Source organism: Clostridium fungisolvens (genome assembly GCF_014193895.1).
GTDB classification, from domain to species: domain Bacteria; phylum Bacillota; class Clostridia; order Clostridiales; family Clostridiaceae; genus Clostridium_AR; species Clostridium_AR fungisolvens.
Window position 1 is genome coordinate 45,361 of sequence record NZ_BLZR01000001.1, and the last position, 13,809, is coordinate 59,169.

Sequence of the window (13,809 nt, forward strand, 5' to 3'; positions counted from 1 at the left end):
TATTAGACTTAAGAAGAGATTTAAGAAGAACAGGACATAGGAGGTTAATATGAGTAATAAAGTTGAAGAATTAAGACAAATTGCTAAGACTATAAGAAAAGATATTATAACTATGCTGACAGAATCAGCATCAGGGCATCCTGGTGGATCACTTTCTGCTGCAGACATACTAACAACTCTTTATTTTAAAGAGATGAATGTAGACCCTGAAAATCCTAGAAAAGAAGATAGAGATAGGTTTGTATTATCAAAAGGGCATGCAGCTCCAGTACTATACAGTGTACTTGCGAGAAAAGGGTTCTTTCCTGTAGAAGAGTTAAAAGGTTTAAGAAAGCTAGGATCAATGCTTCAAGGACATCCAAATATGAATGATGTTCCAGGTGTTGATATGTCTACTGGTTCTTTGGGACAAGGTATATCGGCAGCTGTTGGAATGGCTCTTGCAGGCAAATTAGATAATAAGGAATACAGAGTATACGCTTTATTAGGAGATGGGGAGCTTGAAGAGGGTCAAGTTTGGGAGGCTTCTATGTCTGCTGCTCATTATAAACTTGATAATCTAACAGCTTTTGTTGATTATAATGGACTTCAAATAGATGGAGATATTGAAAAAGTAATGAATCCAGCTCCAATAGATGAAAAGTTTTTAGCTTTTGGATGGAATGTTATTAATATAGATGGACATGATATAGATGCAATAATAAGTGCTATAGATTCAGCTAGAAACACTAAAGGAAAGCCTACAGTAATTGTATGCAAGACTGTAAAAGGAAAAGGCGTTTCATTTATGGAGAATGAAGCTGGATGGCATGGAACTGCACCAAGCAAGGAACAATGCGAACAAGCTTTAAGTGAGATCGGAGGGGAAAACTAATGGCTAAGAAAGTTGCAACAAGAGAAGCTTATGGAAAGGCTTTAGCAGAACTAGGAAAAGTAAATAATCAAGTTGTAGTTTTAGATGCAGATTTATCAAAATCTACTAAAACAGCAGACTTTAAGGCTGTTTTTCCTGAAAGATTTATAAATATGGGAATAGCAGAAGGGAATATGATGGGGGTTGCAGCTGGTCTTTCAACTTGTAACAAAGTACCATTTGTAAGTACCTTTGCTATGTTTGCTGCTGGAAGAGCATTTGAACAAATAAGAAACTCTATTTGTTATCCAAACTTAAATGTTAAGATTTGTGCTACTCATGCAGGTTTAACTGTAGGAGAAGATGGAGCTTCACACCAAGCTATAGAGGATTTATCTTTAATGAGAAGTATACCTAATATGACAGTGATTAACCCAGCTGATGATATTGAAACAGAGGCTGCTATAAAGGCTATCGCTGAGTATGTAGGTCCATGTTATGTAAGATTAGGTAGAATGGCAGTTTCTACAGTAAATGATAATGCACAATATAAGTTCGAGATAGGTAAAGGCGTAAAACTAGCAGAAGGAAATAGCGCTACTATAATTGCAACAGGAATAATGGTAGAAAAGGCACTTGAAGCTAAAGAGATATTAAAGCCACTTGGAATAGATGTTGCTGTAATAAATATTCATACTTTAAAGCCGATTGACAAAGAAATTATTGTAAATGCAGCAAAATCTACTGGAGCTATTGTAACTGCTGAGGAACATAATATAATAGGTGGGTTAGGATCAGCAGTATGTGAAGTATTAAGCGAAAGCTTCCCGGTACCAGTAATAAGAGTGGGAGTTAAAGATACTTTCGGAGAAAGTGGTAAACCAGATGAGCTTTTAAAAGCATATGGCCTTACTGCTGAAGATATTGCTAGTGCAGTTAAACGCGTTGTTGAGATAAAGCGTTAAAAAAGAAGCAATTAAAAGAAAATACTAGAGTTTTTGGTGTAAACCAGGTAATATAACAGTATAGGACATCCTATACTGTTTTTTTTGTTTATTAAATTACTGAGTATTTAATTTCAACACAGTGTTTTAACAGCGTCTAATATAAATAGGATGTTTATCTAACATAGGTTTATGAGGAGGAATAAGTTTTGAAACAAAAGTTAAAAGAATTTTTAGTTATTACGATTGGATTTATACTAGTTTCTATAGCTGTGCAATATTTTTATGTTCCTAATAATATATCCGGTGGAGGAATAACAGGTATTGCTATGGTTATAAATTATTATGTTCCGACCTTACCTATGGGAATATTAATGATAATTATGAATATAGTTTTATTTATAATTGCTTTTTTTGTAGTAGGTGGAGGTTTTGGTGGGAAAACTTTATATGCTGCTTTTGGTCTTTCAGTTTCAATGTGGATTATTGAAAAGTTTTTTAAACCTCATGCATTAACTACAGATCCTATGCTTGCGGTAATAATAGGGACAGGCTTGCTTGGAATTGGACTTGGAGTGGTGTTTTCCCAAAATGCATCTACAGGGGGAACAGATATATTAGCTAAAATATTAAATAAGTTTTTTCATTGGGATATGGGAAGATGTATGCAGGCGGTTGATGCAATTGTAGTTGTTTTATGTGCTATAACTTTTGGACTTAATAAAGGCTTGTATGCTATTGTCTGTGTAATGTTAAATGGAATAATAATAGATAAAGTAATTGAAGGGTTTAATTCAGTAAAGTCGGTTGCTGTTTTTACAAATAAAAGTGAAATTATAAAGAAGTATATAATAGATGAAATTAATAGAGGCTGCACAGTGTTCACTGGAAAAGGTGGATATACTGATGCTAATAAAGAGGTTATATACTGTGTAATGGATAGAACACAATTGATAAAATTAAGATCATACATAAAGTTTATTGATAAAGATGCATTTGTAATCGTAAGTGAAGCTCATGAAGTTTTAGGACAAGGGTTTAAAGATATACATAATGGATAAAAAAGTTTTATTATAGAGAAAATAGGATTATGGATACATAAGAGTAAAGTAGAATTACAAATTTTAATGCAAAGTGGTACATCCATATATATTTGATGGATAACTTGGGTATTCTAATAAAAGAACTTTAAAATATATATTAAGGGAAACGAATAATATAACTATTAGAGCATTAGGGGGAATTGTGTGATGCAAAATAAAGTTTTTAAAGACTATCTTTTTATAACTATAGGAATCCTTTTGGTAGCTATAGCAGTAGAATATCTTTATGCACCAAATAATCTTGCTGCAGGCGGGGTAACAGGTTTAGCTATAGTAATTAATCACTATATTCCATTTGCATCTACTGGGACTCTTGTGCTGATAATGAATATAATTTTATTTATAATTGCATTTATATTTATAGGAGGTAATTTTGGTGCTAAGACAATATATGCATCCTTCGGCCTTTCCTTAATAATGTGGATTATTGAAAGGTTTTTTTATCCTCAAGCACTTACACATGACTTAATAATAGCTGCAATATTTGGAACGTTTTTGTCGGCCATTGGAATGGCTATAGTTTTTAATGCAAATGCTTCCACTGGTGGTACAGATATAATTGCTAAGATCCTTAATAAGTTTTTTCATGTGGATATAGGTAAGTCGCTGTCTTCCGTAGATTTTATTGTAACTCTTTTGGCGGCTATTACCTTTGGTTTAAATGCAGGATTATATGCACTGCTATCAGTTATTTTAAATGGTATAGCTATAGATAGAGTTATAGAAGGCTTTAATACATCTAAGCAACTAACTATAATTAGCAGTAAAAATAAAGAAATAGGGCAATTTATAATGAATGGACTAGGAAGGGGATGCACCTTCTTAAAGGGTGTTGGAGGATATACAGGTAAGGAAACATTTATAATATATACAGTGGTTTCAAGAGCTGAATTTATAAAACTTAGAGAGTATATAAAAAGTATAGATTCAAAAGCTTTTATAACTGTTGGAGAAGCTCATGAAGTATTAGGAGAAGGTTTTAAAGAGATAAGTAATACATAAAACTAATATAGCGTTGGTGAGGAACAAACGATGAAAACTTTCAAAAAATATTTATATATAACAATTGGAGTTTTTTTGATAACGATATCATTAGAATACTTTTTTTTTCCTAATAATATAGCGGCTGGAGGAGTATCTGGGCTTGCCATTGTTATTAATGCTATCACTGGAATATCTGTTGGCACGCTTATGATAATATTTAATATATTTTTATTTATAATAGCCTTTATTTTTATAGGAGGTGGATTTGGAGCAAAAAGTATTTATGCCACTTTTGCATTATCTGGACTACTATGGCTTTTTGACACATTTATTGGGCCTAAGCCATTTACTGAAAATTATATACTTGTAGTAGTATTTGGAAGTGCAATTCAAGCTGTGGGCATTGCTATTATATTTAATCAAAATGCTTCTACGGGAGGGACATCTATAATAGCGAAAATACTAAATAAGTATTTTCATATTGATATTGGTAAGGCACTTTTAATATCAGATTTTATAGTTACTCTACTAGCTATATACGCCTTTGGAGCAGATAAGGGTATGTTTGGTCTCATGAGCGTTTATTTAACTGGAACATTAGTTGATAGTGTAATTGAAGGATTCACTATAGCTAAAGCAGTATTTATAATAAGTGGTGTTAGTGAAAGGGTTGCTCAATTTATAATGAATGACTTAGGGAGAGGATGTACATATTTAGATGTAAGAGGAGCTTATACCAAAGAAAAAACATCTATGCTTTTCACTGTAGTAAATAGAAAGCAATTTATAGTGTTAAAAAATAAAGTCAGAGATTTAGATCCTAATGCTTTTATAACTGTAACGGATTCAAGAGAAGTTTTAGGAGAAGGATTTAGGGATTTAGATGAAGAATAGTATACTGTGAAGAAAACCGCTTTAGCGATTTTTTTACAGTATGATAAGGTATAAGATTTTATGCATACTAAAACTAGAAATTTCAATGGGTTTACAAGCTTTTTATTGATATAAAGTAAAAAAATAAATCTTATTCGCCTGCCAGATTTTCCTCATATGCATTCGGAAAGGCAGATGCGTAAAAAAAATTCACTGAAGAAGGTTGCTTCAGCGATTTTTTTAGTAAATTAGTAAATATAATTTAAAAATATTTTTTAAAGAGTGAAAAGATAATTATACTGAATCTTTGAATATATCTCAGTTACAGCAATCTTTCCTATAATTCCCTAAGGCAAGTTAATAAAGAATTCATAAAATCCGCCGCAACTACACTAGTACTTATGTTATAATAATTTTGTGTATTTGTAGCATTAGATAAATTACCGTCGAAAAAACAATTTTAAGGAGTTGTCTATATGATTGAATTTAAGAATGTAAACAAAGTTTATAATAATAACGTAAAAGCTTTATCAGATGTTAATGTTCAAATAGAACAAGGAGAATTTGTATTCCTTGTTGGACCAAGTGGAGCAGGAAAATCAACTTTTATAAAGATGTTACTAAAAGAAATTGAGCCTACTGATGGAAATATCTTTATGAATGGAACAGATCTTGCATCTATCAAAAGAAGACAAGTTCCTTTCTATAGAAGGAAAATCGGAATGGTATTTCAAGACTTCAGATTAATTCCTACTTTAAATGTATACGAAAATGTAGCTTTTGCAATGAGAGTTGTAGAGGCATCATCAAGAGAAATAAGAAGAAGAGTACCACTTGTACTTTCTTTAGTTGGATTATCACATAAGTATAAGATGTTTCCTAATGAACTTTCAGGTGGAGAACAGCAAAGAGTTTCTATAGCAAGAGCTATAGTAAATAATCCTCAAGTACTTATAGCCGATGAACCTACGGGTAACTTAGATCCTGAAACTGCAAAAGAAATAATGAAGCTTATAGATGATATAAATAAGGCTGGTACTACTATAGTTATGGCTACTCATGCTAAGGATATAGTAAATGCAATGAAGAAAAGAGTTATTGCCATTGAAAGAGGTAGTATAGCAAGAGATGAAATGAAAGGTAGGTATATCTATGAAGATTAGTACGATAAAATATTTTATATCTGACGCATTTAGGAGTTTAAGAAGAAATAGGACTATAAGTATAGCATCTATGGCTACAGTTTTAGCAACATTATTTGTTTTTGGAGTTTTTATGCTTACAGCTTTAAATATAAATAATGCAGTAAATAGTGTAGAATCAAAAGTTCAAATAAAGGTTTTTTTAGTAAAGGATATAAATTTAAGTGATCAAAGAGATATAGAAGTAAAACTAAGAGCGACTGAAGGGGTAAAAGATGTTACATATGAATCAAAAGAAGAGGCATTAGACAACTTTAAGAAGCAGCTTAAAGATAATGCAGATCTACTTACTGGTTATGATGATGATAAATCTAATCCTTTACCAAGTTCTTATATAGTTGAATTAGATAAACCTGAGTACGCTCAGACTGTAATTAACCAGGTTAAGAGTATGACAGGTGTAGAAAGTATCGGAAATGATCAAGACTTAATAAATAAGATAGCAGCATTCTCCAAAACTGTAAGATGGGTAGGTATTGTTATATTTGTGGTTCTAATAGGTGTATCTTTATTCTTAATAATGAACACAATAAAGCTTACTGTTTATTCAAGAAGAAGAGAAGTTGGGATAATGAAGTTTGTTGGTGCAACAGACTGGTTCATTAGATGGCCGTTCATATTGGAAGGTGTAGTGATAGGTATTGTTGGTGCTGTATTATCTAACGTACTATTGTTCTTTGCCTATAAAGAAATATATGCTAAAATTACAACTCAACTTATTACAGTAAACTTAATTAATCCTGCATATGTTTTTTCAATGATGTCCTGGCAGTTTGTTCTTTCTGGAGCCTTAATTGGAACTCTTGCAAGTATTATTGCACTAAGGAAGTTCTTGGTAGTATAATTTAAAAATAGGAATAGAATAAATTATTAAGACAAGAATATAATTAGAGGAAGACAGTTGCTCAGAAAGGGTGAATACATATGGTTAATGACAGTAAAGACAAAAAAAGGACCTATACTAAGAGAGTAGGTATAGTAGCTATCATAATAATAGCCCTTATAGCCACTAATGCAGGATCATTTTATCTTGGCAATTTAGCAGCATTTAGAGGTTACACACCTGCACTAAAAGATAAAGAAGTTGCAGCATCACTTCAAGGAGTAAGTGATGTATCAAAATTCAAATCTTTATTTGAGGTAAGAGATATCCTTTATAAAAACTATGATGGTCCAATAGATGACCAAAAGCTGGTTGAGGGAGCTATAAAAGGCATGACAGAAGCTCTAGAAGATCCATACACAGTTTTTATGAATAAAAAGGATTATGAGAGTTTCTCAGAGCAAAGTAAAGGGAATTACATGGGACTTGGTATACAAGTAGAAGCCAAGGATGATAAAATTGCAGTTTCCACAGTGTTTGATAATTCACCAGCAAAGAAGGCAGGTATATTACCAGGAGACTTTATATTAAAAGTTAATGATACTACTGTAACTGGTAAAGAATTAGATAAGGCTGTTTCTATGATGAAAGGGACTGAAAAAGCAGAAGTGAAATTAACCATATCTCGAGAAGGTAGAGGAACCTTTGATATTAAGGCTACAAGAGATGTAGTTAAAATAGATTCAGTTAAAGGTGAAATGATTGATGCCAAAACTGGATATATACAGATAGCTGGCTTTGAAGAAGAGACTTCTAATGATTTTAATAAAAAGCTTAAAGAACTTGAAGATAAGGGAATGAAGGGCTTGATACTTGACCTAAGGGATAATCCTGGTGGATATTTAGATGAGTGCGTAAATGTTGTATCAAATTTTATTCCAAAGGGAAAGACTATAGTATCAACAATAGATAAATATAAGAATGAAAACAAGAGCGAATCAAAAGGTGGTATTGCAGTAGGTATGCCACTAGTAGTGCTAGTAAATGGTAATTCAGCTAGTGCATCTGAAATAACTTCCGGTGCAATAAGAGATTATAAAGTTGGAACTCTTATAGGAACAACAACTTTTGGAAAAGGTGTAGTTCAAGTTGTATTCAGTGATGATACTCCATACAAGGAGAAATACATGCCATCTTTAGAAAAAGGAACAGCTTTAAAGGTTACTATTTCCAAATACTATACTCCTAATGGAGAAAACATCCATAAAAAAGGTATTAAGCCTGATATTGAGGTTGAATATCCAAAGGAATTACTTTCAAAACCTTATGACAGATCAAAAGATCCTCAATATAAAAAAGCATTTGAGGTATTACAAGAAAAGATGAAATAGGAGGATATCCACATGGATTTAGCGATATATACACTTAGATCTTTAGCTTATGCAATTGTGGACCCCCAATATGCCTTGATATTAACATTACTTGCAGTAATGTTCTACATGCAAAATAGAAAAAATTCATTTATGCAAAAGATGATATTAGGGGAGAGTTTTAACTCTCCCCTAGAACTTACTTTATCACAGATAGTATTAGGGATACTTGCGGGAGCTTTAGGAAGTGTAATACTTACTTATTTAGGTGTTGTATTTGATAAAAACTCTGGAATTGATATTTTATTTATAGTATCACTTTTACTGATGTTTTATAAACCCAGGTTTTTTTGCTTTTCATACTCAGCTGCAATACTTGGAATTGTAGCCATTGTACTAAATTATATTTATTCTTCGATGGGTATAGTGGCACCATTAAATATTAATGTTGCATCTTTAATTACTTTTGTAGGAGTTCTACATATAGTCGAAGGGATACTGGTAAGTTTTGATGGTGCTAAAGGAGCTATTCCTGTATTCACTAATAAAGAGGGAAGAATCCTTGGAGGATTTGCGCTAAAAAGACATTGGGCCATTCCTATAGCATTAATAATTCTTATAAAGGGCGTTGTTGATACAGGTACAGTAGAAATAGCTAATCCGAGTTGGTGGCCTCTTATACAAAGTGGAAGCTTTAAGAGGATTATGGAAACAGCTGTTATATCCTTGGTTCCTTTTTATGGAGTGGTGGGTTATTCTTCGATAACTTTTGCAAGTGATAAGAAAGAAAAGGCAAGAAACTCTGGGATTGGAATTCTAGTTTATGGATTAATCATGATTGCAGTTGGACAACTTGGTAATCTTAACATTGTGTTCCAAATAGTAGGTCTTATATTAATGCCGTTAGCTCATGAATTTATGCTGAGGGCTCAGAATAAGGCAGAACAAAGTAAAGAGCCAATGTTTATAAGCGATGATGAGGGTGTTTCAGTTTTAGATGTTTCTCCAGGCTCGCCAGCTTATATAGCAGGTGTGAAAAGCGGAGATAAAATATTAGCTATTAATGAAGAAGAAGTAATCAATGAATTGCATGCATACAAGCTAATAAAGGAAAGCTACGTTAGTGTAGACGTAAAGCTGAAAAATAGAAAGGGATCTATAAAAAATATTCTTATAAATCAAGTTGAAAATAAAAGATTTGGAGTTATATTGGTCCCTAAGGTTGTCAACAATAAAGATATGATAAATTACGATAAACAAAATTTTAATGAAGTTTTGGATAAACTTAAAAATAAAGATAAATAACTTTACAAGGTTCTATGTTTATAGAACCTTGTTTTTTCTTATTCAAACTATTGAGTTCCTAACTCAACTATTAATTTATACATGCCCGAAAATCTCTAGAAGCCGAGATTTTCGAACAAGTATAAATTAAGTTTCGATATAGAAACTCTTACCTATTGACTTTAAAATGATTAAAAGAATAAAATAAGAATACGAAAGTATGTACGGAGGTATTAGTATGCCAGAATTTGAAATAGTATCCAAGTTTAAGCCTATGGGAGATCAACCACAGGCGATTGATAGTTTAGTTAATTCATTAAATAATGGTGAAAAAGGTCAAATACTTCTTGGTGTAACAGGATCAGGTAAGACTTTTACAATGGCTAATATAATACATAGAGTCCAGAGACCTACTTTGATATTAGCTCACAATAAAACTTTAGCTGCCCAGTTATGCGAAGAGTTTAAAGAATTTTTTCCCAATAATATTGTTGAATATTTTGTATCCTACTATGATTATTATCAACCTGAAGCATATGTTGCACAAACAGATACATTTATTGAGAAGGATGCTTCTATAAATGATGAAATAGATAAGCTTAGGCATTCTGCTACTTCAGCATTATTAGAGAGAAGAGATGTTATAATAGTTGCGTCAGTTTCATGTATATATGGATTAGGAGATCCAGAGGAATACTCCAAGTTAACCATATCTTTAAGGCCTGGAATGGTTAAAGAGAGAGATGAAATAATTAAGAAACTAATTGAAATTCAGTATGAAAGAAATGATATTGATTTTGCCAGAGGAACTTTTAGAGTTAGAGGAGATTCACTAGATGTTATACCTGCTTCGTACTCAAATAAGGGAATAAGAATAGAGTTCTTTGGAGACGAAATAGATAGAATAAGAGAATTTGATGTTCTTACTGGGAAGATAATTGGAGAAAGAAATCATATATCCATATCTCCAGCGTCCCACTTTGCAACTTCAAAAGAGAAGATAGATGCGGCTATAAAACAAATAGAAGATGAACTTGAACAAAGGCTTAAAGAATTAAATGCACAAGATAAATTGCTGGAAGCTCAAAGATTGAGACAAAGAACTAATTTTGATATAGAAATGATAAGAGAAATGGGCTATTGCAGTGGTATAGAAAACTATTCGAGAATATTGGATGGAAGAGCCGCAGGTACTCCTCCAAAAACATTAATAGACTATTTTCCTGAAGATTTCTTGCTTTTTATTGATGAGAGTCATGTTACCTTACCACAAGTAAAAGCTATGTATGGCGGAGATAGATCAAGAAAGACTGCTTTGGTCGAATATGGCTTTAGATTGCCTAGTGCCTATGATAATAGACCTTTACAGTTTGATGAATTTGAACAAAAAATAAACCAGGTTGTTTTTGTATCTGCAACTCCTGCACAGTATGAAGTTGATCATGCTACTAATATAGCTGAGCAGATTATAAGACCTACAGGTCTTTTAGATCCAGAGATTGTTGTTAAACCAGTAGAAGGTCAGATAGATGATTTATATGCTGAAATCCAAAAAACTATAGCTAATGGATTTAGAGTATTAGTTACAACATTAACGAAAAGAATGGCAGAAGACCTTACAAAATACCTTACTGATTTAGGGGTAAACACAACTTATATGCATTCTGATGTTGAAACTATAGAGCGTATGAAAACAATACGATCTTTAAGACTAGGAGAAGTGGATGTGCTAGTAGGTATAAACTTGTTAAGAGAAGGTTTAGATATACCTGAAGTTGCGCTAGTTGCTATATTGGATGCTGATAAAGAAGGCTTTTTAAGGTCTGAAACATCACTTATACAGACTATAGGTAGAGCTGCGAGAAATTCAGAGAGCAAGGTAATAATGTATGCAGATAATATTACTAGATCAATGGATAAGGCTATCAAAGAAACCTACAGAAGAAGAGAAATACAAATGAAGTACAATGAAGAGCATGGCGTTGTACCAACAACTATAATAAAAGATGTAAGAGAAGTAATTGAAGCTACAAAGGTAGCTGAAGACAAGACAGAATATAAAGTTAGTAAAGAAAATAAAGTTCAAGAAGATCCTAAGATACTTATTGCAAAATATGAAGCAGAAATGAAAGAAGCAGCTAAGAATCTTCAATTCGAGAGAGCAGCAGAGTTAAGAGATTTAATAAATGGATTAAAGAAGAAAGTTTAAGATTAGGTGATGATTTTATGAGCTGCATTACAAAGATTAGACAAAACTATGAGTATTTCACACAAACCGAAAAAAAAATAGCAGATTATATAATTGAAAATAGCAAGAATGTAATAAATATATCAACACAAGAATTGGCAGAGTTAACCAAGACATCACCTGCCTCAATAGTTAGATTTTCTAGGAGCTTAGGCTTTGACGGTTTTGGTGAATTAAAAATTGAACTTGTTAAAAGTCTCCAATCCTTCAATGATGAAGAAATTGATACAATCTTAAAGCATGATGATACTGTAGAAGAGATGGTTCAAAAGATAGAAGGAAGAGTACAAAATACTCTAGAAGATACTGTTAAATTGATTAATTTTAAAAGCTTAGAAGAGGCACTAAACTCTATAAAAAAAGCAGAGACTATATATTTACTTGGAGTTGGAGCGTCAGCTCTGGTAGCCATGGATCTACAGCAAAAATTGCTAAGAATAAACCGCAGATGTGTATTTAATTTAGACAGCAATTTAGGGTTGGCAACTTCGGTACATATAACTGAAAAAGATGTTGTTATAGCAATATCATATGGTGGAAGAACCAAGGAAGTTAATCTTGCAGTAAAAAAAGCAAGAGATAATGGAGCTAAATGTATTGCTATAACAAAGTGGGGAAAAACTCCACTATCAGCTCTATCCCATATATCTATTTTTTTGCCAAACAACGAAGGTGAGCTAAGAATAGGTGCTATCAATTCGAGATTTGCCCAGCTACTTATAACAGATATAATATATTTGGGTATAGCAAAAGAGAACTTTGAATTAACAGAACACCATTTAAGAGAAACTAAAAAGATTGTGCAGCCTCTTAAGGAGTAGTAATATCTATACAAATGAAACAGCGTAGTTTTATAAAAGGTTTAAAACTTTTATAAAATTACGCTGTTTTTACCTTATAGAAAATAAAATATTAATACTAGCTAAACCTATGAATTTCAACATTACAATTAAACATACCATAAGTTTAAAAGAGTTCATGTAAAGGAAGATAACTCTACATTGAGAAGATATAAGGGGTTTTTAATTTTAATAATTAGTGCATACATAAATTGGAATAATATCAAAAATAGTAGTTTAAAAAAGATAAGTTAACAATAATTGAAATATTATTTCGTTTACATGAAGAAAAGATTGAAACAAAATTTCTTGTATGTATAATTATAGATATAAGGTAAATGTTTTGGGAGGGTGAGAAATGAGTCTAGATTTGGGAAGCTTGATTACAGAAACTAGAAATAGAAATACATTGGATATAGACAAGGTATCTACTATTGATATGTTAAAAATGATTAATGAAGAAGACAAGAAAGTAGCTTTTGCAGTAGAAAAAGAAATTGAGAACATAGCAATTGCTGTTGATTACATATCCAATGCATTACAATGTGGCGGAAGATTAATTTACTGCGGAGCAGGAACTTCAGGAAGGCTTGGAATTATAGATGCATCTGAATGTCCTCCTACTTATGGAGTAAAAGAAGATCTGGTACAAGGGTTAATAGCTGGAGGATATGGAGCAATATTTAAGTCAAAGGAGGGAGCAGAAGATTCAAAAGAATTATGTGTAGAAGACCTAAAAAACATAGGCTTTAGCGAAAGAGACATTTTAGTTGGTATTGCAGCAAGTGGAAGAACACCATATGTAATAGGTGGACTGGAATATGCTAACTCGCTTGGTGCCATAACCGTAGGACTAACATGTAATCCAGATTCAAGTATCTCACAAGTTGCTAAGGTGTCAATAGCACCTGTGGTAGGACCAGAAGCGATTACTGGATCTACTAGAATGAAGGCAGGGACAGCTCAAAAAATGGTGCTTAATATGTTGTCTACTGGAGCTATGGTTAAGAATGGTAAGGTGTATAGTAACCTAATGGTAGATGTTAAATCAACAAATGAAAAGTTGACAGAGAGAGCACAAAGGATATTGATAGAGGCTACAGGGGTAGCTAGAGAAGAGGTCATAGCTATGCTTGAGCACACTGGATATGATGTTAAATTATCCATACTGATGATTATGTCAGGATTGCAAAAAAAGGATGCTGAGTGTGTACTTGAGAGTAATAAAGGATATATAGCAAAAGCTCTTAAGAATTTAGAAGTTTAATATAAAAGAGAATGGGGGT

General features: G+C 32.4%; 12 protein-coding genes. All 12 read left to right on the forward strand.

Features of this window, described 5'->3' with window-relative positions:
- The first annotated feature begins 49 nt into the window (after positions 1–49).
- The 12 genes from bsdtw1_RS00205 (at position 50) to murQ (ending at position 13,790) form a co-directional block, all read left to right on the forward strand.
- Positions 50–874, forward strand: coding sequence for a transketolase (locus tag bsdtw1_RS00205; protein WP_183275595.1), 825 nt, complete (start codon positions 50–52; stop codon positions 872–874).
- Entirely contained in the window at positions 874–1,818 is a 945-nt protein-coding gene (locus bsdtw1_RS00210) for a transketolase family protein (RefSeq protein ID WP_183275596.1), read from the forward strand. The genes bsdtw1_RS00205 and bsdtw1_RS00210 overlap by 1 nt, the downstream gene beginning before the upstream one ends.
- Before the next feature lie 188 nt (positions 1,819–2,006).
- The gene (locus tag bsdtw1_RS00215; protein ID WP_183275597.1) at positions 2,007–2,858 is read left to right on the forward strand and encodes a YitT family protein; all 852 of its coding nucleotides are present in this window, start codon (positions 2,007–2,009) and stop codon (positions 2,856–2,858) included.
- Between the two features lie 189 nt (positions 2,859–3,047).
- Complete coding sequence (locus bsdtw1_RS00220; RefSeq protein WP_183275598.1) at positions 3,048–3,902, forward strand: YitT family protein; 855 nt, start codon at positions 3,048–3,050, stop codon at positions 3,900–3,902.
- Between the two features lie 30 nt (positions 3,903–3,932).
- Positions 3,933–4,778, forward strand: coding sequence for a YitT family protein (locus bsdtw1_RS00225; protein WP_183275599.1), 846 nt, complete (start codon positions 3,933–3,935; stop codon positions 4,776–4,778).
- 455 nt (positions 4,779–5,233) lie between these two features.
- Positions 5,234–5,920, forward strand: coding sequence for a cell division ATP-binding protein FtsE (gene ftsE / locus bsdtw1_RS00230; RefSeq protein WP_183275600.1), 687 nt, complete (start codon positions 5,234–5,236; stop codon positions 5,918–5,920).
- Positions 5,910–6,803, forward strand: a complete 894-nt coding sequence (gene ftsX / locus bsdtw1_RS00235) for a permease-like cell division protein FtsX (RefSeq protein ID WP_183275601.1) — start codon at positions 5,910–5,912, stop codon at positions 6,801–6,803. The genes ftsE and ftsX overlap by 11 nt, the downstream gene beginning before the upstream one ends.
- Before the next feature lie 80 nt (positions 6,804–6,883).
- Positions 6,884–8,173, forward strand: coding sequence for a S41 family peptidase (locus bsdtw1_RS00240; RefSeq protein WP_183275602.1), 1,290 nt, complete (start codon positions 6,884–6,886; stop codon positions 8,171–8,173).
- Between the two features lie 12 nt (positions 8,174–8,185).
- Positions 8,186–9,457, forward strand: coding sequence for a PDZ domain-containing protein (locus tag bsdtw1_RS00245; RefSeq protein ID WP_183275603.1), 1,272 nt, complete (start codon positions 8,186–8,188; stop codon positions 9,455–9,457).
- Positions 9,458–9,674: 217 nt separating this feature from the next.
- Complete coding sequence (gene uvrB / locus bsdtw1_RS00250) at positions 9,675–11,645, forward strand: excinuclease ABC subunit UvrB (RefSeq protein ID WP_183275604.1); 1,971 nt, start codon at positions 9,675–9,677, stop codon at positions 11,643–11,645.
- A gap of 17 nt (positions 11,646–11,662) precedes the next feature.
- Positions 11,663–12,505, forward strand: coding sequence for a MurR/RpiR family transcriptional regulator (locus bsdtw1_RS00255; protein WP_183275605.1), 843 nt, complete (start codon positions 11,663–11,665; stop codon positions 12,503–12,505).
- Positions 12,506–12,881: 376 nt separating this feature from the next.
- On the forward strand, positions 12,882–13,790 hold the full coding sequence (murQ, locus tag bsdtw1_RS00260) for an N-acetylmuramic acid 6-phosphate etherase (protein ID WP_183275606.1): 909 nt from the start codon (positions 12,882–12,884) through the stop codon (positions 13,788–13,790).
- Positions 13,791–13,809: the final 19 nt, after the last annotated feature.